The following is a 23,743-nucleotide window of genomic DNA, read 5'->3' on the forward strand; positions in this document are numbered from 1 at the left end:
AGACCCGGCCGGTCGTCCTGACCGGTCGGTATCGTCTTATCCGTCAGTCATTTTCAGGAAGTCGCCATGAAGCCGTTTAAGGTGCATTCCAAATATCAGCCGGCGGGCGATCAGCCCAAGGCCATTGATCAACTGGTGACCGGGCTGGAAGCCGGCCTGACCGCCCAGACGCTGCTCGGCGTCACCGGTTCCGGTAAGACCTACACCATGGCCAAGGTGATTGAAGCGGCGCAGCGCCCGACCATTGTTATGGCGCACAACAAAACACTGGCCGCGCAACTCTATTCGGAGTTCCGCGAATTCCTGCCGGAAAATGCCGTCGAGTATTTTGTTTCCTATTATGACTACTACCAGCCCGAAGCCTATGTGCCGTCCTCGGATACCTTTATCGATAAGGATTCGTCGGTTAACGAACACATCGAACAGATGCGTTTGTCGGCCACCAAGGCGCTGCTGGAACGTCGCGATACGCTGATCGTTGCCACTGTTTCCGCCATCTACGGTTTGGGTTCACCCGAGTCTTATTTGAAGATGATGCTGCATCTGAAAAAAGGCGACTCGGTGGATCAGCGTTTTATTCTGCGCCGGCTGGCGGAGCTGCAATACAAGCGCAATGACGTTGATTTTGGCCGCGGCACTTATCGAGTGCGTGGCGACATCATCGATGTGTTTCCGGCCGAGTCGGAAATGGAAGCGGTGCGTATTGAATTGTTCGACGAAGAAGTGGAGCAACTCAGCCTGTTCGATCCGCTGACCGGTGAAGTGCTGAACAAGCTGACGCGCACCACCATCTACCCGAAGACGCATTACGTCACGCCACGCGAGACCATCGTCAAAGCCATCGAAGAGATCGAAACCGAACTGGGCGAGCGGCTGAAAGTTCTCGAAGGCGATAATCGGTTGGTCGAAGCGCAGCGTCTGGAACAACGCACTCGCTACGATCTGGAAATGATGCGCGAACTGGGTTATTGCACCGGCATCGAAAACTACTCGCGCTTTCTGTCCGGCCGTGGTCCTGGTCAGCCGCCACCGACCTTGTATGAATATCTGCCCGACGATGCGTTGATGTTTATCGACGAAAGCCACGTCTCCATTCCGCAGATTGGCGCCATGTACAAAGGCGACCGGTCGCGCAAAGAAACCCTGGTTGAATACGGTTTCCGTCTGCCGTCGGCGCTCGATAACCGGCCGCTGAAATTCGAAGAATGGGAACGTTTGGCGCCCCAGGCAATTTATGTGTCGGCAACGCCGGCCAAGTACGAAGCCGAACACAGCCAGCAAACGGTGGAGCAGGTGGTGCGTCCGACCGGTCTGGTCGATCCGCTTGTCGAAGTACGGCCGGCATCCACTCAGGTCGATGATTTACTGTCGGAAATTCATAAGCGCATCAAGCTTGGCGAGCGCACGCTGGTGACTACTTTGACCAAACGCATGGCCGAGGATTTAACCGATTATCTGGCCGAAAATGGCATCAAGGTGCGCTATCTGCATTCGGATATCGACACCGTCGAGCGCGTCGAAATTATCCGCGATCTGCGCTTGGGTGAATTCGATGTGCTGGTCGGTATTAACCTGCTGCGTGAAGGTCTGGATATGCCGGAAGTGTCATTGGTGGCGATTCTCGATGCCGATAAAGAAGGCTTCCTGCGCAGCGATCGTTCGCTGATTCAGACCATCGGTCGTGCCGCTCGTAACCTCAACGGCACCGCCATTCTGTATGGCGATAACATGACCGGCTCGATGCAGCGTGCCATTGAGGAAACCGAACGTCGCCGCGAAAAACAGATCGCCCATAACGAAGCCAATGGCATTACCCCTCAAGCCTTGCAAAAAGACGTTCAGGATATTCTCGAAGGCGCTATCGCACCTGGAGCCCCCGGCCGCAAAGGTAAGATGGCCAGTCGTCGGCAGAAGGTGGAACGCATCAACGCCGAAGAGAAAAGTTACGCCACCATGTCCCCGGCGGAACTGTCGAAAGAAATTATACGACTGGAAGATGAGATGCATCGCGCCGCCAAAGATATGGCCTTTGAAAAGGCCGCTGCCTTGCGCGATGAGATGATCGAAGCCAAGAGTCTGTTGAAGGTGGTTTAATTTAGTCAGGAAAGGATTTGCGATGACACCGGACGTTGCTGAACACTTTAAAAATTATCCGCCTGCAGCGCGTGATTGTCTGCATCAGGTACGGCAATTAATCATCGAGGTTGCCAGCGAACAGCAGTTGGGCGGCGTCGAAGAAACGCTCAAATGGGGTGAACCCAGTTATAAGGTAGCCGGTGGCAGCCCGGTGCGTTTTGATTGGAAACCCAAACAGCCCGAGCAGTGCGCTGTATATTTTGTCTGTACCACTCGCTTGGTGGAAACCTTTCGCGAAGTCTATGGCGCCGAGCTAAAGTTTGAAGGCAAGCGCGCCATTTTACTCGATCCCCAAAAGCCCTTACCCGAGGCGGCGTTACGTCACTGCATCGATATGGCGTTGCGTTATCAACAGTTGAAACATCTACCTCTGCTCGGCGCCTAACCACTGTTCGACCAAGTCAGGCAGGCGCTCATCTGCGTTACCCAGTATTAACTTAAAGCCGGAATGCATCGGCACCGGTTCAGCATTGATAATGACCTTGGTGGCCTTGTCAGCGGCCAGTGTTAACAAGGACGCGGCGGGTTGCACCGTCAGGGAGGTGCCCACGACCAAGACTTTATCGGCCGCCGCCATCGCCGCTTCCGCAAACCCCAGTACTGATTCGCCAAACCAGACCACATCCGGCCGCCATTGACCGCCATCAGCCGCGCGTTCATTCAGATCGACCGCTTCGCCATGCATCCAGCGTTTATTGCTGGCATCCGTCGTTGAGCGGACCCGGTCGAGTACACCGTGCAGATGAATAACGGCACTGCTGCCCGCGCGTTCGTGCAGGTCGTCGACATTCTGGGTAATGATCTGCACCGGGTAACGCGATTCCAGGCGGGCGATGGCGCGATGTGCCGCCGTCGGCTGTGCCTTCCAGGCCAGGGCGCGGCGCTCATTATAAAACTCGGTCACCAACTGGGCGTTGGCTTGCCAGGCTTGGGGCGTTGCCAGCGTCAGCGGATCATGTTGACGCCACAGGCCGTCCGCTCCTCGAAAGGTGGCCAGGCCCGCACCGGCACTGAGGCCGCTGCCTGAGAAAACGACAATAGGTTGCATGGCGTTCCTGAATGAAAATGACAGTGCTAAAGCCTGGCGCTGATCGGAAATGGGTTCAAGTTTTCCTGAGTGCCGCCGATGCCCCTCTCGAAGGGTTAAAATGCGCCCACAGCAGGGATATGAATGATGGCCGTTGTCGGTGACCACTTCGACAACCTCGCAGCTCAGCTGGATTTCAGCCGTTTAAGTCGGCCGCAGCCCCAGGCGGTTGAGTCAGCCGATGAGCCGCCTGCAACTGCAAAGCGCACGTTAGGCACTGTCTTGGGTGTCAGTATGACGCTTGAATCCGGGGTCGAGGTGAGCTTTAACGTGCGCGAGGGAATCGCCGGGAAGCTGGTTGATTTTACGCTGGAAAGTTCACAGCAACTGTCGGAAAAAGAACAGCAGGTTTTTGCCCGGGTTATCGACGACCTGGCCACTGCCATTGATCAATTGTTCAGTGGTAAGGCCGCAGGTCAAACGGATCTCTTTCAATCCATCAGCGATCGCTCCATCAATGATTTGGACATCAGCGCGAGCCAGCAAACAGGGATGCTCAGTCAGCAGTTAACGCTGCAGCAGCAAACCATGAGCAACGGCGAAAAGCGCTTATCGGCCGATTGGCAGCAAGGGGATCTGGACTCGGGTATTGAGGATCGCCACGGCTTCAAACTGAGTAAAAAACCCGGCGTTGTTGCGCAAACCTATGGCCAGGTGGGAACCAACTGGCTGGAGGCGAAGCTGGCCGCTGCGACGAGCGTAATGGGTAATACTCAGAATCTGGCGGGTGGTTTGCAATCGCAAGCCTTAAGCAGCTTCTATGGCTCCGGATTAAACGCTCTGCTGCAGGTGGCTAACGACAGCATCCGGGCGCTTGAAGATATTGGCGCCAGCCGGGACCAGGCTCAGGGCGTCGTAGGGCGCACCGTCTCCGCATTAAGTCAGCACACTCAAACACAGCCGATGTCATCCGGTTCATTGTCGATTCCCGATTTCGATGCGGCCTTTACTTCAAATCGGAAAAAAGACGCTCGTGAACTAGGTCCTGGTACTTATCAGTTGACCATCAGTCTGTCTCAACAGAGCCGGCAAAGTTCCGATGAAGATTCCGATGCTCAGTACGTAAGCCAGCAACGCACTTTGGAGATGATCTACCGCACGGCAACGCAAGAGCAGACCTTATCGCTCAATTGGAGCAGTGAGGAGAGCCAGCGATATAAGCTGACCAATGGCCAGATTAACTCCAGCGGGCGTCAGCGCGAGGAACTGTTAGAGTGGATCATTGACGATGCCAATGGTCGCTCCAGTGGGCGTGAGCAAATATCGCAGCGCGACTTTAACGTCTACGGCGGTCAAGCTTCCGGCTCACCGCTGATGCAGCTGGATCGTTACGATGACAGCCAGGATGGGCAGGGGGTGAGTCATTACGTCTAGTGAAGTGTATTACCTCAACTGATCGACCGTTCGATGGCTCATGCGCCTATCGCTAGGGTCGAATGCTGACAGCGCAGCACCTTGGTGAAAGTCTGTAAGTTCGGCTTTGCGAAAGGTCTGATGGATTCAAACCCGGCAGAAGGTACCTTGACCAACCCACGCACCGCCGAAGAACGTAAGCGCCTACCACTTAGCAAAGCCCAGTTTGACGCCATCTATGCCATTGCGCCTGACTGGATGCAGGTGGCCATGGATTTGGCTTTGATCTCATTGCAAAGACACGGTGATCTGGTGCGTGCCCGGGTCCGATCACATTGAAGGTATTGTCTGGCGGTGATTCAGACTAAGACTGAGAAGCATGGCCATCGAGCGTTTTTGAAGATCACAATGGGCGAGGGGCTGCAGGAAGTTATTCAGCGGTCCAGATCAATTGCACCGGTATGCCCGTTCATCCTGCATCGAGTACCAGAGCGTAAAAAGCAGGCGGCTTCGCTTGAGCACTGGGCGCAAATTACGCCTGATCACCTCAGCAAGGCGTTTGCCGGATTAAGGGACAGCTTGCCAGAGTTTCAAACCATGTCACGAGAACAGAGACCCGGTTTCCATACGATTCGAGGGTTGGGGGGGCATCTTTACTTGAAGGCTGGGTTCAGTGACGAGTATGTGAATCATCTTTTTGGTCATACCACCCAGAAGATGTCAGATGAATACACGGATCAACACCGCGAATGGACAAGTGTTAGCGCGGAGCTATAGCCATACTTGGCACAAGTTCTTGATAAAGGAAGTTCATAAACTGCCTCGCATTGTTGCGTTGGTCCTCTAAATCGTCACCAGAAAATTGGTGGCTGTCAGGATTTAGCTCGTTTTTCCACTTATCGAGCTTTGTGTGTGTGTCTTCATCTATTGAACCTGCACTCCATAACCTATCGATCTGTGTTCCTAGTTGTTCCCCTTCAAGTGATGAAGCTCTATATTGCTGAGCGAACCTAACTTTAAGTTCTTCCTCTAGAAATACTCTCAGCGGAATTTGAATAGAATCTCGTTTTCTATCAATGAAATCGAATACTTGATCTCGCATCCTTTCATGGACCGACCGGGTTAAGTCATTAGGTCTCTTCATTACGATAGTTGATCCGTCCATTTTTTTCTTTATTTCAATTACGTTTATCAACCCACTTTTAAGGTGCTTCTTAAGGAGATTTGAAATGCCTTCTCGGAAATGACTTAACATGATCACTTGTTCAACGTCATTTACAAGATATGAGATTTTTCGATGAGTAGCAGATACTCTGTGCTCATCAAAAGATGTTACTGGATCGTCAAAAACAACTACTGTTTTTAATCGATCTTCTTTTTCCATTGAATCAAGCTTTGCAAAAAACAATGATAAACTTAGAGATCGTCTATCTGATTCAGAAAACACCTTGTCTAGATTTGAATCTTTAACCTTCTTATTTTTATACATGACCTGCAAGTAGCATATTGGAGTATGGCCATTTCTATCCCAAGCTTTAACTAAATGAAAATCAGAACCACCAAGCTCTTTAAAGGACTGGTTTATTCTATCGAAAAAGCGGTCTAGGAAATCACTTTGTTCGGATTGTAGTTTTTTTTCTAGTTCCGGAAGTTCTTGAATTAAAGACTCATGCTCTGACTTTAACTGGATATATTCTTCGCAGATCGCGGACCTTTCATGTCGCTTGATCATTCTTCCAACGAGCGTTCCCTCAGCAGTGATCTCGGCTAACTTGCTGTTTAAATTAGCAGTGTTTGCTTGCTCTTTGTAATGAGTCAGTACCTCGTTAATAGGAGTGGTAACTTCCATATTATATTGGTTTACCAATCTGGAGATTTCTACTGTCAATTTGGTAAGTTCAGCCAAACCTAGCGCTTCTATAGGGTCTTGTGGGGACTGCTTTTTCTGTTCAGACTTTATTAGCGCTTCTTCTAAAACCTGATTTATTTCTGTGCCTGTTTTTTCAATCAATGTAGTGATTTCAATTTTGTAGGCTTCACTCTTTGCGATAAATGATTGAAAGTTGGGTTGTTCTAATAGTTCAGGGTATTCGCTAATAACTGTTTTATTTCGCTCTAAAGTAAGGAGCAATGGAAGATATAAATCCTCTTTGAGTATTGATATTCCTCTGTCAAGTATTTTTGACATCGAGTTAATGTGGCTACGGTATTCTTCATTGAAATAGCTGGCGTATGCACTAACTAATTTTAGTGCTTCGTCCTTCAGCAGCTGACCGCAGAACTGGCAATTTACATTGTTGCCAAATGACAGACCAGCCCTGAACCAACTAAACGGATTTTCAGTAGCGGCTATATGCTCATTTACATGTGAGTCGATTAGTTCTTGTGCTTTAAGGTGAACTGTTTCAATGGACGTTCTAAGTGTTTCATTAAAGTGTTCCAGGGCTTCGATATTTCCACTTATATCGTGTAAACCGGTAAGTTGCTGCCTCCTGGTCACAGCTGATATATCCGACAGTTGCTTTTTGATAGCTTGGTATTCATTCCCTAGTGTTCGATGCCTATCAGCCAGTTCGATTTTTGGGTGAGCTACTTTCAATGCCAGGAATTCATCGATTGGTTGTACATCTCTAAAGTGACTGTCTTCAAAGCGTCTGAGGTCGCGTCCGATCTTATCTCTGAGTTTCTTTTTCTCAGATATCAGTTCTGCATTTTGAACGCCGGATTCACCTAATATGAACGCGCTAAACTTAGTTTTAGTGTCTCTTGTGAATTTTTGCGATGTGAATAGGTGAGAATGGTAAAATGTGTCGTCATATACCGCTAAGTTGTGCGATTTTCTTAGACCAACCTCCCAGTGATCACTATTGAAAATGGCTCTTCCTTCGCCTTCATTTTCTCCTTCTTTGCAAAATGAAAGTTCGACTCGTTGTGTTTTCTGAGCCTCTGGGATGGACTTTCTGTTTTTGATTGGTAGTGGATCGTTCCGTTCTAATGATCCAAAGATATCTGTGAGAGTTGATTTCCCGTAGGTGTTCCTTCCATAGATAACAGTCCATTTGGAGAATTGGACATCTGCTAACGAGCAATCAGCAAATAGACCAACATTTTGAATTTTACTAATTCGACGGAGCATCCTTGATTCCTAGGTCAGACTTGTTGAGAGCCAAGATTAGTTGCTTGTCAGAGTATTAGAGATGGTATTGATTTAGAAGGGGGGTGACTTTTTGAGTGGTTTAGAAGAGAAGGTTTGATTGGTTTTTCGCCTGTAGCGGCTGCCGGGGCTATTTAGCTATATTTTGTCCTTTGATGTGCGATTAGTAATTAAGTACTCGCTATTGTGGCATTTCTCAATTGGATTGGACGCCGCGATAGTTGTGGGGTGCCACTACTGTATATCTCCAAAATATCTCCAATCTGTCTCCAAACCCCAGACACAAAAAAACCAAGCACCGCTAAGTGCTTGGTTTTTCTGAAGAATTTGGTAGGACTATCCAGACTCGAACTGGAGACCTCTACCATGTCAAGGTAGCGCTCTAACCAACTGAGCTATAGTCCTTCAGGTCGGGGCGTATGATACTTGGAAATTCGCCTCGCGCAACCCCCACCTCTGAAAAATTTAACGGATTCAATCAGTTACCCCCGTTCTCCCGATCACAGAGCCGACTTCAAAGGGCGCTGCGGCCGGGTGTCTTGTTAGAGCTTTGATCCAGGTCAGTCGGTGTTGTGCTGCGCCGTTTTAGACTGCAGACGGATGATGGTTTCGGGTGGCGAAAATGGATTGGGTGCTGACGCTTGGGGCGCTGGGAGCGTTCTTGCTGATCGGGCTGGGTCTGTGGCTGGTGGTGTGGTTGCGGCATCAGCATCGTCAGAATGCTCAGTTGCGGGCTGTCTTGGCGTCATCACCGGATTTTGTGTTTGAGCTGGATGCCCAGGGGCGTTTTTGCGATCTGCATTCGCGTTCATCTGATGTGCTGTACCGACCACGGGCGGCCTATCTGGGATCGAGCCCGGAAGCGGTGATGCCCAATGAAGCCGCAGCAGTGATCAGGGCGCTGATTAGTGAGCCAAAAGGCGCTGGTGTGTGGTCGTCCGATCAAATTTCCCTGCCGGTTAATGGCCATTGGCGTTGGTTTGAGGTGTCGGCGTGCTGGCGTTCTGAACCTGAGCCTGGGCGCTGGTTGTTGTGGATGCGCGATATTACTGAGCAGAAAGAAGCCTTGGCGGATCACCAGATTTCGGCGCTTGCGCTGCAAACTCAGGATGCCGTGCTGATCACCGATAGAGAGCGGCGCATCATTCGGGTCAATGCGGCTTTTACCGATATTACCGGTTACCGCGAGCATGAAGTAATCGGTCGTAATCCGTCGGTGCTGAGCTCGGGCGTGCACGATGAGGATTTTTATCATCAGCTTTGGAGCGATATTGAGTGCGAGGGTTACTGGTCTGGCGAGATCTGCAACCGGCGCAAGAATGGCGAGCTGTTTACTGAGCGGGCGGTAATCAAGGCGGTGCGTGATGGCGCCGGCAAGGTGACGCATTACATCGCCAGTTTCAGTGACATTACTGAGCGCAAGGCGGCTGAAGCGCATATGCAAAAGCTGGCCTATCAGGACCCGCTGACGCTGCTGGCCAATCGTCGTTTGCTGATCGACCGGCTCGATAATGTTCGGCTGCAATCGCAGCGCAGTCGTCAGTATGCGGCCTTGTTGTTTATCGATCTGGATCATTTCAAACAACTAAACGATGCCTTTGGTCATACGCTCGGTGATGAACTGCTGGTGCAGGTGGCGCGGCGCATGAAGGCCTGTTCACGCACCTCGGACAGTCTGGCGCGCACCGGTGGCGATGAGTTTGTTGTCTTGGTTGGCGGTTTGCCCACCGATCTTGGCCAGGCTGAAAGCGCGGTTCAGGCTTATGGCAATAAACTGTTGGCGGCGTTGCGCCGTCCCTACGATTTGCAGGGCCAGGCTTATTTGCTCAGTGCCAGTATCGGCGCGATGTTGTTTCGTGGCGACGAGCAGCCGGTGGATACCTTGCTGATGTCGGCCGATTTGGCGATGTATGCCTCCAAGCAGGCCGGGCGCGATCAACTGTGTTTTTTCGAGCCGGATATGCAGGCGCGCTTGCAGCGGCGCAGTCAGTTGGAATTGGATTTGCGTCAGGCTTTGGCAGATGGCCAGTTTGAGCTGCATTACCAGCCGCGCACCAATCTGCACGGCCGCGTTTTGGGCTATGAGGCGCTGCTGCGCTGGCGCCATCCACGTCTGGGCGTGCTGAAGCCGGAGCATTTTCTGAGTCTGGCGGAGTCGAGCGGGCTCATCATTGATATCGGTCGTTGGGCGTTGCGTCAGGTGTGCGAACAAAGTCTGCTGTTTGCCGATGAAGCGGCTTTGCCGATTTCCATTAATGTCAGTATCCGACAATGGCTGGCGGCGGATTTTGTTGATCAGGTGGATGCCATTCTGGCGCTGACTGGTGTTGATCCGTCATTACTGGAGTTTGAGCTGACCGAGGTTTTGATCGGCCGCGATCTGGATCGCAGCCGGGAGCGCATGGCTCAGTTAAGTGAAATGGGGGTGCGCTTTGTACTGGATGATTTCGGCACCGGCTGTTTGTCGTTACCGCTGCTACATGCCTTGCCGTTGGACCGGCTGAAGATCGATGTTTCTCTGGTCGAAGGTCTGGAAGCGCGCAGCAGTGCTTACACCATTATTAAGTCGATCATCGCCATGGCGCGGCCCCTGGGTTTGCAAGTCCTGGCCGAAGGCGTGGAAACACCCGGGCAGGTACAGATTCTTGCTGCGCTGGGCTGTGATCAATGCCAGGGCCATTGCTTTGGCGAGCCGGCGTTACTGACTCAGTATTGATCTTAAGCTTTCGGCAATGCCGATGGTGACCAGCGTCGAAGCCAGGGTGCCGATCAGCACATATTCGGCAAAGGCGCGTTCTTCCAACTGACGAAAACGCGCAAATCCCTTGGCGGCGATGATGATGGCAATGACGTTGTAGTTAGCGCTGGAAACCAGCACCAGATACATCAACCAGCGTTCCAGAATGCCGATGACCCGGCCGGCATTGTATTCGCGTGCATCGACTTGGGTTTGGCTGTTGTCGCCATCAACATCGCCATCTGCAGTGAGCCTGGGCTCCAGTGAGAAGCGATGAAACAGGCTGCGGATCAGCAGATTGGCTTCGTTGGCGACTAATAAAAAGCCGGTCAGCCAGATCAAGGCGCGGGTCAGTTGGGCGGTGCTCATTCCCAGATTCCACAGCCAGGCTTCGAAACTGTGTTGCCAGGCCGGAGCGGGCAGGGCGTCGGCGAGCAGGGCCAGGGTGACCAGCATCAGCAGGGTTGCCGCCAAACGGCCATCGTTGAGCCAGCTTTGGGGCAGCAGTCGTTCGGGGACGATCAAGGCCAGCAGCATCAGACCAGCCAGACTCAGGCTGGCAAAGGACAACCCCAGAGTCAGCCAGCACCACAGCAGTTGCAGCGTGAGCAGACTGATCAGAAAACGCGACCCCAGTGGTTCATCGCGTACGATCAGCGCCAGGCGGCTGGTCAGCCAGCCAACCAGAAACAGCCAGGTCAGCACGCTCAGCCCCGCATCGATTGGTTGAGGGTTTGGGTCAGCGCAGTCAGCAGCCGGATGACGGCATGCAAACCACCGCTGTTGATATTCTTGTAGACCGCCTGTTCGCTGATGTTCAGTTCTTCGGCGATGCGCTCGACCCGCCAGCCTAACAGCAAGCGATTGAGAATATGCAGGCGGTTGGCGTTCCATTTATTGAGTTGGTGGCTGAACAAACCCAGGCCGCCGCTGGCGAGTGGCTGTTCTGACTCGCTCAGTCCGGCCAGGGTAAAGAGTTCGCCGCTGCGTTTGAGCCGATCAATGCCATCTCGCGCCTGATAGAACGCCGGCCCGTCCATGCCCAGCGCCTGGTCCGGGTTCAGGTCGGTACTGATCGCGCCCAGGCTCAATGAGAACCGCATCCGCACCGGATAAACAGCGGCGGCTATGGCCAGGCAGTCAGCGAACACCCGGTCGGCCTGGTCGTAAACCACCTGGAATTCATCGCCCAGAGTGATGGTGTAGGGTGATGTCAGGCCGTTTCGATTCTGGTTCAGGTCGTCCAGCGCGCCCTTGAGCTGTTCTTGCAGTTGTTGACGCAAGCTGGAACGACGTGAGGCGACCAGGTCGCCGATCAGCACCAGAGGAGTCATGATCAACCTCTTAGGTTGTTTAATGATGATTTAAACCATAATGGTTTTATTGGTTGATTTGCAACCACTTTGGTGGATTGGTTCCGGGGCGACCGCTTTCAGGCCCGTCACCGGACGCGCTAGAATGGCGCGTCTTTTGACCGATGTAAGGAACCGAGCTGTGTTGTTGTCGCCTGCCTTTTACGTGCTCGCTGTGATCGCCATTCTGATTGTCGGTATTTCCAAAGGCGGTTTTGGCGGCGGCTTGGGAATGGTCGCGGTGCCTTTGATGTCGTTGGTGATATCCCCTTTCGATGCCGCTGCCATTCTGTTACCGATGCTTTGCATCATGGATGTGGCTGGTTTGCGTGCCTACTGGCGGCGTTGGGATCCACAGAATCTGTGGATCATTTTGCCTGGCGGCATTCTTGGCGTGTTGGTGGCAACTCTGACCTATCGCTGGGTGGATGAGCAGATGCTGCGTCTGTTGATCGGGGTGATTGCCGTTGCTTTTGCGCTGAATTATTACAGCCAGGCCTGGCGGCGGGAGCAACCGGCGCGGCAGGTGAGTCGGATCAGAGGCGGTATCTGGTCGGCGGTTGCCGGTTTTACCAGCTTTTCCGCGCACGCGGGCGGACCGCCGATCAGTGTCTATCTGTTGCCGCAACGTCTCGATAAGACGCTCTTTGTGGGCACCACCGTTGTCTTCTTCGCCTTCGTCAATTACATCAAGCTGGTACCCTACGCTTTGCTGGGGCAGTTCCGCATTGAGATTCTGTTGAATGCGTTATTGCTGGCCCCAGTGGCGGTGGCCGGTGTCTATCTGGGGCTTTGGCTGCACCACCGTTTATCCGAGCGTTGGTTTTACCGGCTCTGTTACGCCCTCTTGCTGTTGACCGGTTTGCGTCTGCTGCAACAGGGCCTGGTCGGTTAACTGAGCCGTTACTCGGCCGCGTCGATTCTCCACGACAGCACCGTTTCCAGGCCGTTTTCGGTCACCCAGTGGTTAAGCTCGCGCGGTGCGCGGGTTTTCTTTTCCAGGGTTTCCAGTTTAAGCGGATGGCGGTATTGGCCCGGTGGTAAATCGCGCGCCGGTTGCGGCCGGCCGGTCAATGGTTTTTTACGGGCCTGTTGTTTGAGTCGCTCACCAATGAATTTTTCCAGGCGGGCTAACAAGGCCGATTTATTCAGGTGGGGCAGGTGAGTGGTAATCCAGTCACCAATTTTTACGCTGCGACGATTAAAAATATCTTCTTCGGTTAATTGGTAATCGCGCTCTAGCGTTTCCAGCAAAGCGAAATACTGCTCAAAGCCTTCTTCTTTTTTCAAGGCTGCAGCTTTGGCCTGTTTTAATTCTTCCAGTTCGGCTTGATATTGCTGAATTTGTTGATCGATCAACTGATCGTCAAGAGGGGTATATGCCTTAGCTTCGGTCATGGTCTCAACATTCAAATAATAGAAGTGGATGAACAAACAGCTCTAACAGGAAAAACCCTTTTAGAGCATCAACACTGGCGGTCTATCGGTAGCCGGGGTACGGCCGCTATTGAGAGAAACCGGCGACAGTGGGCAATGCAATACGCGATCTGAAGGTCTGATTACGTACTGAACATTAAAACGGCTCACTCATCGGTATAAAAAGTGCGAGATATCTGGAGCGATATCAATTTAGGGGCCGAGGGTGAGCAATTCAAGTTTAATATCCAACCGAACGTAATATTTGTGTGACGATACCAAGAATAGTCAGGGTTTCGCTGTCTGGAATAATGACTTCATCGATATCCGGATGATGGGCAATCAGCCGAGGAGACGGCGATAACTGTAATTCCCGGACGGTTAATTCGCCCTGAAAAGCGGCGATAACGATTTGTCCGGAACGCGCCGTCTGTGCCTGGTGGGCAATCAGTACATCGCCCGGACCGATGCCGGCATCAATCATGGCATCGGTTTCCACGGCGACAAAAAAGGTTTTGTCCGGGTAGCGCAGGCACAGCTGGTTGAGATCCACTGCGCTGGAATCGTCAACGCTGGCCGCTGCATTCTGGCTGGCTTCGGCGCCTTCAATAAAGAGCGGCAGATTAAGTTGAGGTCCGGCCACGCTGCGGCCAAGTAATTGAACAGCCATAACTCTCGCCCAATAACTGTATTTATATACAGTATATTAGGCTGACTGAGCCACACAGGCAAGTCTCGCTTCAGTCGCCGGTCATGGCCTGGGCGCCACGCAACATGGCATGAACCAGTTCATCGGCGTCAAACTTGGTCAGTGCTTCGTTGGCGCCGACCTGATTGGCGTAGGTCAGGCTCATTTCGCTGTTTAACGAGGTGTGCAGGATGATGTAGGTCCGTTTTAACTCAGCCATATCGCGAATTTTGAACGCCAGTTCATAACCATCCAGGCCAGGCATCTCGATGTCGCTGACCAGAATATCGGTGGCATTGCCAAGCCGCGCATTGTTTTCCATCACTTCCAATGCTTGCAGGCCGTTGGTGGTGACCTGGTAGGGAATGTTGAGATTGTCCAGCGCGTCCGACAGCTGTTTGCGCGCTACATGAGAGTCATCAACCAGCAGGATATTCAGCGGTTGCAGCTGTTCACGTTGGACGTCGGTCAGTTTGGCAAAACGTCGTCCCGGCGGATCCGGATAGATGCGTGACAACAGCAGTTCGACATCCAACAGCTGAATGGTGTTGTCACCATCCATAAAGAGACCGGTCAGGTAGGCGTTTTTACCCAGCATGTCCGGTGGTGGCTTGACGTCGCGCCAGTTGGTATCGACGATTTTCTCGATGCGCCGCACCAGAAAACCCACTTCCCGACGCTGGACATCAGTAATGATGATTGATGCCTGAGCCTGCTCTTCCGGTGTGAGCGGTGTATAGCCGACGGCCGCCGCCATATCGATCACCGGTATGGTTTTGTTGCGCACGTTGGTTGCGCCCAGTACTGCCGGGTGGTCCTGCGGCAATTTGGACAGCGCGCGATAGGGGATGATTTCGCGCACTTTGAGCGTGCCGATGGCAAAGCTTTGTTTGCCCGTCAGCGAGAACAGCAGCAATTTTTGGGCGTGTTTGTTGGCCTTGATATTCATACTGCATCCTATCGTTGGCAGGCGGCGCGAAATACGTTGTGGTAATCAGTTTAGTCGCCCTGACTCAGGTGCGAAACAGTACCACCAGTTCGTGCATCTTGTCGGATAGCTCGCTCAGGGTTTCCGCGCCTTTCACCGACAATCGACCCTGTTCCAGGCTGTGATCGGCCAGGCCAGTGATGCGGGTCAGTTGTTGGTTGATCTCTTCGGAGACCTGGCTTTGCTCTTCGATGGAGGTCGCCATCTGGTGGGTCATTTCAGTAATGCGAACCACGGCAGCGGCGATGTCGTGCAGCGCTGAGTCGGCTTCGCCCACCCGGCTGACGCTGTCTTCAGCGATGCTGCGACCGCGTTCGGCGGCGGCTTCGGCGTCACCGGTCTTGGTTTTTAATTTGTCGATGATGGTCTGGATCTGGGTGGTGGTGTTGGCGGTGCGGATTGCCAGCGAGCGAACCTCGTCGGCAACCACCGCGAAACCGCGACCATGTTCGCCAGCCCGGGCCGCTTCGATGGCAGCGTTCAATGCCAGCAGGTTGGTTTGCTCGGTTACTTCCTGAATCAGCTTGGCGGCCTCGGCAATCGATTGGGTTTCACTGACCACTTCCTGCACGGTTTGACCGATGGATTCAACCGCTTCGGCCAATTCCTGAATACCTTGGCGGGCCTGGCTGATGGTCGCCGTGCCCTGGTCGGCCAATTCGTGTGCTTTATCGGCTTCGCCGGCGGTATCCTGAACATTGCCGGATACTTCGTGGATGGTGGCCGCCATTTCGTTGACCGCTGCAGCAATTTGTGTGGTTTCGTTTTGCAGTTGGTCGACCGCTGTTACCGATTCCTCGGTCAGTTTGCGCGATTGGATAGCCTGGTTATTCACACCTCCGGCGGCGTCATCAATGCGCGTCAGAACGGTGCGCAGATGCGCTTTGGCGCTGTCCATGGCCAGTTCCAGTTGGGCCATGGTATCGGGCGCATCGGAGAAGGTCATGGCGATGATGGGATCGCTGAACTGACCAGCAGAGCGTTCTTTCATATGAGCCATCATGTGTTCGCGCTGACGATAGGCCAGCACACTTAACACCGTCATTACTGCTGCGGCTGCGCCCAGGCTGACCCAGTCGCCAGTGAAATAACCGATGGCGACCATGAAGAAGGCCGCCAGGCTGTTCGGCCCCCAATGCACGATGCGTTTGCGGATGCGTTGCAGTAAGGACAGTGGATGTTTGCCAGCGTTCAGTCGCTGGTAGATGCGAAAGGCGCGGTTAACATCCTCACGTTTGGGCTTCACCCGCACCGATTCATAAGCGATGATTTTGCCGTTTTCGGTGACCGGTGTGACGTAGGCGTTAACCCAGTAGTAGTCGCCGTTGTTGCGTCGGTTTTTAACCAGACCCATCCAGGGTTTGCCAGCTTTGAGATATTCCCACATGTTGGCGAACGCCGCCTGCGGCATATCCGGATGACGAATCAGATTGTGTGCCTGGCCAATCAGTTGATCCCGGCTGTAGCCGCTGACCTCACAAAAGACATCATTGCAATGCAGAATGACCCCTTTAACGGTGGTCGAAGAGATCAAAACCTGATCATCGCTCAACTCGTATTCGGTGTCGGTGACGGGTAAGTTCTTGCGCATGTGAGTATCCGGATCCTGAGTCTTGGCGGTCTTATTGAAATATTTTCAGTCATTAAGCTATCGGCTGCCGCCGGGGTGATTTTAGCGATACTTGGTGCGCGACGCTTGTGTTTAGCTGAGACGGACCGTTTTCCATTGTGCAATGCATTGTGTGGTGTCAACGCTGGAGCCTCGACTGCTACAATTGATGAGCAGAAATCGAACTATCCCAGCCCGGGATTCGTGTAAGGAGACTTTGTGATAACGACGACGTCCGCTCGCCTGTTGACTGTCTTGGCGCTTGTCTTTGGTTCGACCGCAGTGCTCGCTGAAACCTTTGTTGAAGCCATCAGCAACTGCCGTGAACTGAATAATCGGGAACGGCGCTATGCCTGCTATGACGATGCCGAAGCCTACAGCGGAAACGTTCAGCTTGAAGTGGCCGCTTTTAATTACGAAGCCACCTCAGACCCGCTGACCGGTCAGACCGAACACCAGTTATCCATCCGCTCCGCGCAGGGCCTGAACGGGCGAGGCGATCCGATTGTACTGTCGTGGCAATGTGATTCCACTGAGCCAGGCCGCTATGTACTGATCTTGAGTTGGGAGGATTTTCTACCCAGTGGCCGACCGGAAGTGACCACCCGTTTGGGACAACAAGCGCCGGTGACCGGACGCTGGCAAGCGGGCGGCTCTCGTGAGTCGTCGATACTGGATGGTCCCGATACCGGCTTCACGCTGAGTGAATTTGTCGCTCAGGTGGCGCAGCAGGTTGAGCGCGGAAATACCACCATGGTGTTTCGCACCACGCCCTATAACGACGATCCCATTACTGCGGTTTTTGATTTCACCGGCTTCACCGAGGTGATCGAACCCATGCGTCAGTCCTGTCGCTTCTAAGCGACGGGCTTGCATTCCGCCGAATGATGATCAATCTTATAAGAGTGTAACCACGAAGGAGACCTAGAGATTATGCAGTGCCCGTCTCAGGACGGTGACAACTTACCCCATCCCAATTAAGTCCCATCCTAATTAAGAGCGAGGTGATGCTATGAATGATGTAAAAGAATTCGAGCTGATCGTTTCCGAGAATTTTGATTTCAGCGCTCTTGACGTCTGCCGCGATGAACAGGGGGATCTGCAGGCTAATCTGGATCCAATTTATGACATTCTCTGTGCCTCCGGTATCGCTACCAATCTGGTAGACAATCACGATGTGCTGTCTGCCCTGATTAACACCCTGTACGACTTTCACCTGGAAAACGGCGGTTCCGTTGATCTGGAAGTGGAACGCCACCGTGCTGTCCATGAACTGAGCGGTGAATATGGTCGCGCCGGTGTCACCGGTAGCGCGACCTTGCATTGATATCGGGTTCAGCCGTGCCTGTATAGCTTATCGGGTGCGGCTGACTTCAACGGTTTTTTTCGGACAGCAATTCTTCCATATCCAGGCCGGTCAGTTTGCGCAGTTGATTGAGCAGATAAAAAATCGCTCCCATCAGAATGACGGTGGACGGCAGCGCAATCACCGGGTAACTCAATAAAGTCATCTTGCCCAGCTCTTCGCTGAAGGCCGTGGTCCCTGGCTGGCTGACGACAATCAGCTTCGCCAGCACATAGTTCAATACCGCCGAGAGCATAAAAGAAGCGGTGATAATGTAGCTCACCAGGCGCAGACGGCGTTCCAGTAACTGTGCTGTACCGCGCTCTTCCAATGCCTGCTGTACTTTATCCATGGCAAACAATTGAGCGTTGAAGATCAGCGTGCGGACCAGGGGAAAGCGGGTGAACTGGCTGATCAGTACGGCGACGCCGAGCAGTGCCGGTACAGCGGCCTCTTTAATGGCGATGTATTTGGGGTCGAGCTGCAGCAAACTGATGCCGCCGGTGAGGAACACGCTGATCACGCCGATGACCGAAAAGGTATTGACCTTCTTGGTCTGGCGCATTTCCCAAAGGCCGTAACCAATCGGGAAGGCCAGAGCGATCACAATGCCCCAGACCGGGCCGAGGGACTCTTCGCCACTGAAGCGGGTCAGAATGATGACGGGTAGCAGAATGTTGAATAGCAGGTTGGTGAAAAAACCACCACCTTTGGATTCGTTGCTCAAAACGCTGTTCTCTTATCGGGGGTGGCGGGCATTGTATGCAAAAGCCGGCTAAACGACATCCCGCCATGACGACCTTTCCGTTATCTTTAGGCTGTAGCATTATCAGCCATGGGCAACTAAACGGAACGGACTGATGGAGTGGCAGTTACTCTTGGCTTTGGCGGTACTCGCCCTGGCTTTCTTTCTGACGCAGGGCTTGTTGAAGTATTTCCTGGCGCTTTTTGTCGATAGCAAAGATGTCTCCATTCAACGCAAGGCGCTGATCCGCAAGACACTGCAGTTTTTTCATGTGCTCGCCTATGCCTTTGCCGGAGGTCTGGTTTTTGGCGTGGGTTATGGTCAGTTCGTCTTGTTTCTGTCGTCCTTCTTTGCCGTTCTGGGCGTGGCCTTATTTGCCCAGTGGTCCATCCTCAGTAATGTCACCGCCAGTATTATTATCTTTTTCCAGTTTCCGTTTCGCATTGGTGATGAAATCAAAATCGTCTTTAAAGACGAAGATCTCAGCGGCGTCATCGAGGAAATAACGCCGTTTCATGTGTTGATTCGGCGCCAGCAGGGTGATCTTCTGACTTACCCCAACAGCCTGCTGTTGCAGACCGCGGTGATCAAACCGGTGCCGAAAACAGCAGCGGTAACGCAACCGGATTCAGTTCCGGCTCCGACTGAATCGACTGAGCGACAGCCAGTAGAACCCCGCCAGCAATAGCAAGGCGACCAGCAGCGCCCAGGGAACGATCTCCAGCGAAAAGCGTGCCGCCAGAACACCGCTGAGTGCGGGCAGACCGGCACCACCAATGCCGGCGGCGGCGATCTGCATACCCATGGTGTTGTCCTGGTGCGCCTTGCCGACGCGGTGCGAAGTGCCAGATACCAGACCTGGAAAGACCGGCGCGAAAGCAAAACCGATTAGCCCGATGGCAAACAGACCAACAACATTGACCGGGTTCCAGATCAGCAGGATGGCACCGATCAAGGCCAGTCCCAGACTGCCCCAAATAAGCCGCTGATGTCCGAGCCAGTTAGCGAAGGCGCCGGCCAGCAGACGGCCAAGGGTAAACATGCCCCAGTAAATGGATACCCACAAACCCGCCGTTGCCACGGAATAACCGCGCGACTCTGCCAACAAGGAGTAGGTCCACAAACCCATGGTCAGTTCCAGGCCGGTGTAACAGAAAAACAGCAACATGCTGAGCCAGACCGACAGGGTGCGCATGGATTTGAACATGGACGCCGGCTGCAGCAGGTCGGGCCGGGTGGTGCTGACTTTGCCGGCCTCGTCACTGAGTTGTGCCGGTGCCTCAGGCGGAGTATCAGCGCTACGTTGCAGCCACAGTGGCGCGGTTAGCAAGAACACCAGCGCCAAGGCCAACTGCGCCAGGCCGACCGCCCAATACCCCGGGTGCCAATTGCCGGTTAACTTCAGGCCGGCGGTCATGATTAATGGACCCAGGGTGACACCGACACCAAAGCTGGCGTGCAGCCACTGCATCATGCGATCGCTGTGATGAGTGGCAACATAGTTGTTCAGACCGGCATCAATGGCGCCGGCACCCAACCCCAGCAACAGAGCCAGACCAACCAACAACCACCAATAAGGCGCTAGCGCATAGCCGATCAATGCCAGCGCTGTGGTTGCGCAACTGACCGCCAGCAGCCGACCAATACCCAGGCGGCGACTGACCGCTCCACTGACAAAACTGCTCAACATATAGCCACAGGTGGAGCCAATCAGCAGGGTTCCCAGCGCGTCCAGCGGCAGGTTGAAATCGCTGCGCATCGACGGCCAGGCAACACCGAGCAGGCCATCGGGCAGGCCCAGAGAGATAAAGGCGATATACGCCAACAGAATCAGTAACAGACTGCGATTCGCCGCCATGGGCACCTCCTGAATTATTCAGTGACAACACACCAGTAGGCCTGTCCCGTAGCGGGCGATGACCGCGGCGCAGGACTATAGCGCTGTGCGTGCGAAGGCTGCAAGCGCACGCTTGTCGGTTCTGGATGATGGCGCTATTGTCGGGCGCTTGCCTGCCTGAACGGAGCCTGTCTGCCACCATGAAAAGTCGTTTGTTGCCTGTTTTGCCTGTCTTGATCAGTGCCTGTCTGCTGCTGATGTTGTCCTTTGGTTATCGCGCCGGTTTCGGTCTTTTTATGCAGCCGTTGTCGTCGGCTCATGGCTGGGGTCGGGATGTGTTTTCCATGGCCTTGGCGATTCAGAATCTGGCCTGGGGCGTCATGGCTGTGATCGCCGGTGGCCTGGCGGATCGCTATGGCAATTTGAAGGTGTTGCTTGCTGGCGTGGCCTGTTACGCCGCCGGTATGGCAGGCATGGCTTACGCCGCCAGCGCTGGCGCCATTATCGCGACAGCTGGTTTGTTGGTGGGTGCCGGTATCGCCGGCACGGCCTTTGGTATCGTCCTGCCTGCTCTGGTGCGCGCCGTGCCGGAAGAGCGTCGCGGCTGGGCGCTGGGCCTGGGTACGGCTGCCGGCAGCTTTGGTCAGTTTCTGGTGGTGCCGTTGATGCAGACCCTGGTCGACGCTGTCGGTTGGTTCCAGGCGTTGCAATGGTTGAGTTTATCGGCGCTGGCCATGGCCTTGCTGGCGATTCCGCTGGCGCCTTATGGCGGTGCTTCCGATACCTCGAGCCCGGCCATTGAGGCCTCGCTGTGGCAGATTCTGCGTCGTGCCTTCGGCGTTCGTTCTTATACGTTGCTGGTGCTTGGCTTCTTTGTCTGTGGTTTTCACGTCGCCTTTATTACCGTCCATATGCCGGGCTATGTCGTCGATCTGGGTTTTGATGCCAAGGTCGGCGCCTGGAGTATCAGCCTGATTGGCCTGTGTAACGTTATTGGCGCCTATGTGGCGGGTGTGCAGAGTGGCCGCCTGCCCAAACAGCGGATATTGGCGTTTATTTATCTGGGTCGGGTGGTGGCGATCACGGCGTTTTTGCTGGTGCCGGTCAGTCTGGTCAGCATCCTGGTATTCAGTGCCGTTATGGGGTTTCTATGGCTGGCAACGGTGCCGCCAACGTCCGGTCTGGTGGCGGTGTTTTTCGGCACCCGTTATATGACCTTTCTTTATGGCGTGGTCTTTCTCAGCCATCAACTGGGTAGCTTTAGTGGTGTCTGGCTGGGAGGTTGGTTGTACGAAACCTTTGGCCATTACGATGGCATCTGGATCGCTGGCATCATTCTGGGTCTGGCTGCGGCGGCTCTGCATTGGCCGATTCGTGAGCGCGATGCCAGTGTGCAGTTGCGTACGGTCTGAGTGCGCTCAACCGCCGCGTTCTTGTTATTAATCCCGCTTTAGTCGCGAGCCGAATTGGCGGCTCGCTGATCGTTTTTGTTTAAGGATTGTCATGTCTGACTCTACCCAGACCAGTTTTCGCTCACTGTTGCGTCTGCTGCGTTATGCCCGTAGTTATCGTCTGCGCCTGATTGGGGCAGTTGCCTGCTCAGCGATCAACAAGCTTTTTGATATTGCCCCGGAAATTTTGATCGGTATTGCCATCGATGTGGTGGTGAATCAAGAAGCCAGTTTTGTGTCGCGTCTTGGCCTGGCGACACCGGAGTCGCAAATTACTGCGCTGGCCGTGCTGACGTTTTTGATCTGGGCGGGCGAGTCACTGTTTGAATATATGTATCAGATTTTGTGGCGCAATTTGGCGCAGCGACTGCAGGCCGATTTTCGTCAGGATGCTTATGAGCATATCCAGAAGCAGGATCAGAGCTTCTTTGAAAATCGCTCCAGCGGCCAGTTGATTTCGGTGCTCAATGACGACGTTAACCAGTTGGAACGCTTTCTCGATGGCGGTGCCAATGAGCTGGTACAGATTTTGGTCGCTGTGGTGGCCGTCGGCGCGGTGTTCTTTGTGATTTCACCCTTGATTGCCGTGCTGGCTTTTACACCGGTGCCGCTGATTATCTGGGGGGCGTTCTACTACCAGAAGAGAGCGACGCCGCTGTACGCCAAGGTGCGCGATCAGGTTGGCCGCCTGGCGACTCGCCTGGCCAACAACATTGGCGGTATGAGCACCATCAAGGCATTCACTGCTGAGCAGACCGAAGCGGCACGGGTGCGCGCCGACAGCGAGGCCTATGCCGAGGCCAACCGCCATGCCATCGCTGTCAGTTCGGCTTTTATTCCCATCATTCGTATGGCGATTCTGACCGGCTTTTTGTTCACCTTTGTCATCGGCGGCATGCAGACATTAGATGGCCAGTTAAGTGTTGGCGCCTATGGTGTGTTGGTGTTTTTGACCCAGCGTTTGTTGTGGCCGCTGACGGCTCTGGCACAGACCATCGACCTTTATGAACGGGCCATGGCCAGTGTGCGGCGTATTCTCGGTTTGATCGAAACGCCCATCGATATTCCCGATCAGGGCACGCGGAGTTTGGCGGCACCGGTGCGTGGTGAGGTGGATTATTCGGCGGTGAATTTTGTCTACGGCCGCACTGGTGTCGGTGTGCATGACATCAACTTTAAGGTGGCAGCGGGAACCACGGTGGCCTTGGTTGGCGCGACCGGTTCTGGCAAGTCAACGCTGATTAAATTATTGCTGCGCTTTAACCAGCCGCAGAGCGGTGAAATTCGTTTGGATGGCACGCCCATCGAACAACTGACTTTGAACAGTTTGCGCTCGGCCATCGGTTTGGTCAGTCAGGATGTGTTTTTGTTCGAAGGCACCATTCGCGACAACATCGCTTACGGTCGGCCGGACGCGAGCGATGAGCAAGTGATCAACGCCGCCCGGACCGCCGAAGCCTGGGAATTTATTGAGCGTCTACCCGACGGCTTGGACACGCCAGTGGGTGAGCGCGGCGTGCGTTTGTCTGGCGGCCAGCGCCAGCGCTTGTCACTGGCGCGGGCGCTGCTGAAAGACCCGGCCATTCTGGTGCTCGATGAAGCCACCAGCGCCGTTGATAACGAAACCGAGGCGGCCATTCAGCGCTCGCTGAAGCATATTTCCCACGAGCGCACCGTCATTATGATCGCGCATCGCTTGTCGACCATTGTCCACGCCGATCAAATTCTGGTGCTGGAGCAGGGGAGAATTGTTGAGCAAGGGAGCCACGATGAACTGGTCGCTCAAGGTGGCGCTTACTGGTCACAGTGGCAGGTACAGACCGGCGGTGCAGCCTGACGCGTTGC

At 53.8% G+C, this 23,743-nt stretch carries 22 protein-coding genes and 1 tRNA gene; 12 read left to right on the forward strand and 11 right to left on the reverse strand.

The annotated features are described in order from the left end of the window. Positions 1-66 precede the first annotated feature (66 nt). Both uvrB and ACXAE6_RS13190 read left to right on the forward strand, forming a co-directional pair. On the forward strand, positions 67-2,094 hold the full coding sequence (uvrB, locus tag ACXAE6_RS13185) for an excinuclease ABC subunit UvrB (RefSeq protein ID WP_475148947.1): 2,028 nt from the start codon (positions 67-69) through the stop codon (positions 2,092-2,094). 22 nt (positions 2,095-2,116) lie between these two features. Next, a complete protein-coding gene (locus ACXAE6_RS13190; RefSeq protein WP_475148949.1) occupies positions 2,117-2,521 on the forward strand; it encodes a DUF1801 domain-containing protein in 405 nt (134 codons plus the stop codon). Here ACXAE6_RS13190 and ACXAE6_RS13195 read toward each other — a convergent pair. Further along, entirely contained in the window at positions 2,501-3,184 is a 684-nt protein-coding gene (locus tag ACXAE6_RS13195; protein WP_475148954.1) for a Sir2 family NAD-dependent protein deacetylase, read from the reverse strand. The genes ACXAE6_RS13190 and ACXAE6_RS13195 overlap by 21 nt on opposite strands. A gap of 273 nt (positions 3,185-3,457) precedes the next feature. Here ACXAE6_RS13195 and ACXAE6_RS13200 point away from each other — a divergent pair, with 273 nt between their 5' ends. The 3 genes from ACXAE6_RS13200 (at position 3,458) to ACXAE6_RS13210 (ending at position 5,353) form a co-directional block, all read left to right on the forward strand. Further along, positions 3,458-4,597, forward strand: coding sequence for a hypothetical protein (locus ACXAE6_RS13200; protein ID WP_475148958.1), 1,140 nt, complete (start codon positions 3,458-3,460; stop codon positions 4,595-4,597). Positions 4,598-4,717: 120 nt separating this feature from the next. After that, positions 4,718-4,915, forward strand: coding sequence for a hypothetical protein (locus ACXAE6_RS13205; protein ID WP_475148961.1), 198 nt, complete (start codon positions 4,718-4,720; stop codon positions 4,913-4,915). 57 nt (positions 4,916-4,972) lie between these two features. Further along, positions 4,973-5,353, forward strand: a complete 381-nt coding sequence (locus ACXAE6_RS13210; protein WP_475148964.1) for a site-specific integrase — start codon at positions 4,973-4,975, stop codon at positions 5,351-5,353. On the opposite strand, the gene ACXAE6_RS13215 is transcribed toward ACXAE6_RS13210, so the two are convergent. Next, complete coding sequence (locus ACXAE6_RS13215) at positions 5,337-7,712, reverse strand: AAA family ATPase (protein ID WP_475148967.1); 2,376 nt, start codon at positions 7,710-7,712, stop codon at positions 5,337-5,339. The two genes, ACXAE6_RS13210 and ACXAE6_RS13215, sit on opposite strands and share 17 nt — an antisense overlap. Positions 7,713-8,058: 346 nt before the next feature. After that, positions 8,059-8,135 (reverse strand) — tRNA-Val (locus ACXAE6_RS13220). A 217-nt stretch (positions 8,136-8,352) separates the two neighbouring features. On the opposite strand from ACXAE6_RS13220, the gene ACXAE6_RS13225 reads away from it, so the two are divergent. Further along, positions 8,353-10,446 (forward strand): putative bifunctional diguanylate cyclase/phosphodiesterase, encoded by a 2,094-nt coding sequence (locus tag ACXAE6_RS13225; RefSeq protein WP_475148971.1) that lies wholly within the window; start codon positions 8,353-8,355, stop codon positions 10,444-10,446. On the opposite strand, the gene ACXAE6_RS13230 is transcribed toward ACXAE6_RS13225, so the two are convergent. Together ACXAE6_RS13230 and ACXAE6_RS13235 are read right to left on the reverse strand one after the other, a co-directional pair. Beyond that, positions 10,429-11,172 (reverse strand): hypothetical protein, encoded by a 744-nt coding sequence (locus tag ACXAE6_RS13230; RefSeq protein ID WP_475148975.1) that lies wholly within the window; start codon positions 11,170-11,172, stop codon positions 10,429-10,431. The two genes, ACXAE6_RS13225 and ACXAE6_RS13230, sit on opposite strands and share 18 nt — an antisense overlap. 2 nt (positions 11,173-11,174) lie before the next feature. After that, positions 11,175-11,801, reverse strand: a complete 627-nt coding sequence (locus tag ACXAE6_RS13235; protein ID WP_475148978.1) for a SatD family protein — start codon at positions 11,799-11,801, stop codon at positions 11,175-11,177. Positions 11,802-11,961: 160 nt separating this feature from the next. Here ACXAE6_RS13235 and ACXAE6_RS13240 point away from each other — a divergent pair, with 160 nt between their 5' ends. Then, a complete protein-coding gene (locus ACXAE6_RS13240; RefSeq protein ID WP_475148982.1) occupies positions 11,962-12,714 on the forward strand; it encodes a sulfite exporter TauE/SafE family protein in 753 nt (250 codons plus the stop codon). An 8-nt stretch (positions 12,715-12,722) separates the two neighbouring features. Here the strand turns inward: ACXAE6_RS13240 and ACXAE6_RS13245 are convergent, their stop codons facing one another. The 4 genes from ACXAE6_RS13245 to ACXAE6_RS13260 form a co-directional block, all read right to left on the reverse strand. Continuing rightward, a complete protein-coding gene (locus ACXAE6_RS13245; protein ID WP_392804081.1) occupies positions 12,723-13,217 on the reverse strand; it encodes a hypothetical protein in 495 nt (164 codons plus the stop codon). A 259-nt stretch (positions 13,218-13,476) separates the two neighbouring features. After that, on the reverse strand, positions 13,477-13,905 hold the full coding sequence (locus ACXAE6_RS13250; RefSeq protein ID WP_475148988.1) for a S24 family peptidase: 429 nt from the start codon (positions 13,903-13,905) through the stop codon (positions 13,477-13,479). 70 nt (positions 13,906-13,975) lie between these two features. Next, positions 13,976-14,872 carry a chemotaxis protein gene (locus tag ACXAE6_RS13255; RefSeq protein ID WP_392804077.1) on the reverse strand — a complete coding sequence of 299 codons (897 nt, stop codon included), beginning with the start codon at positions 14,870-14,872 and terminating at the stop codon, positions 13,976-13,978. A 64-nt stretch (positions 14,873-14,936) separates the two neighbouring features. Further along, on the reverse strand, positions 14,937-16,502 hold the full coding sequence (locus ACXAE6_RS13260) for a methyl-accepting chemotaxis protein (protein WP_475148991.1): 1,566 nt from the start codon (positions 16,500-16,502) through the stop codon (positions 14,937-14,939). Positions 16,503-16,739: 237 nt separating this feature from the next. Here ACXAE6_RS13260 and ACXAE6_RS13265 point away from each other — a divergent pair, with 237 nt between their 5' ends. Together ACXAE6_RS13265 and ACXAE6_RS13270 are read left to right on the forward strand one after the other, a co-directional pair. Then, the gene (locus ACXAE6_RS13265; RefSeq protein ID WP_475148994.1) at positions 16,740-17,381 is read left to right on the forward strand and encodes a hypothetical protein; all 642 of its coding nucleotides are present in this window, start codon (positions 16,740-16,742) and stop codon (positions 17,379-17,381) included. Positions 17,382-17,532: 151 nt separating this feature from the next. Next, complete coding sequence (locus tag ACXAE6_RS13270) at positions 17,533-17,847, forward strand: hypothetical protein (RefSeq protein ID WP_392804071.1); 315 nt, start codon at positions 17,533-17,535, stop codon at positions 17,845-17,847. Between the two features lie 46 nt (positions 17,848-17,893). On the opposite strand, the gene ACXAE6_RS13275 is transcribed toward ACXAE6_RS13270, so the two are convergent. Then, positions 17,894-18,592, reverse strand: a complete 699-nt coding sequence (locus ACXAE6_RS13275; RefSeq protein WP_475148997.1) for a VC0807 family protein — start codon at positions 18,590-18,592, stop codon at positions 17,894-17,896. 133 nt (positions 18,593-18,725) lie between these two features. Here ACXAE6_RS13275 and ACXAE6_RS13280 point away from each other — a divergent pair, with 133 nt between their 5' ends. Further along, a complete protein-coding gene (locus tag ACXAE6_RS13280) occupies positions 18,726-19,298 on the forward strand; it encodes a mechanosensitive ion channel domain-containing protein (RefSeq protein ID WP_475149001.1) in 573 nt (190 codons plus the stop codon). Here the strand turns inward: ACXAE6_RS13280 and ACXAE6_RS13285 are convergent. Beyond that, positions 19,239-20,468, reverse strand: a complete 1,230-nt coding sequence (locus tag ACXAE6_RS13285; protein WP_475149003.1) for an MFS transporter — start codon at positions 20,466-20,468, stop codon at positions 19,239-19,241. The two genes, ACXAE6_RS13280 and ACXAE6_RS13285, sit on opposite strands and share 60 nt — an antisense overlap. A gap of 179 nt (positions 20,469-20,647) precedes the next feature. On the opposite strand from ACXAE6_RS13285, the gene ACXAE6_RS13290 reads away from it, so the two are divergent. Together ACXAE6_RS13290 and ACXAE6_RS13295 are read left to right on the forward strand one after the other, a co-directional pair. Then, positions 20,648-21,859 (forward strand): MFS transporter, encoded by a 1,212-nt coding sequence (locus tag ACXAE6_RS13290; protein ID WP_475149006.1) that lies wholly within the window; start codon positions 20,648-20,650, stop codon positions 21,857-21,859. 91 nt (positions 21,860-21,950) lie between these two features. Beyond that, complete coding sequence (locus ACXAE6_RS13295) at positions 21,951-23,735, forward strand: ABC transporter ATP-binding protein (RefSeq protein ID WP_475149009.1); 1,785 nt, start codon at positions 21,951-21,953, stop codon at positions 23,733-23,735. Positions 23,736-23,743 lie beyond the last annotated feature (8 nt).

The organism is Saccharospirillum sp. ABV4_185 (genome assembly GCF_056159245.1).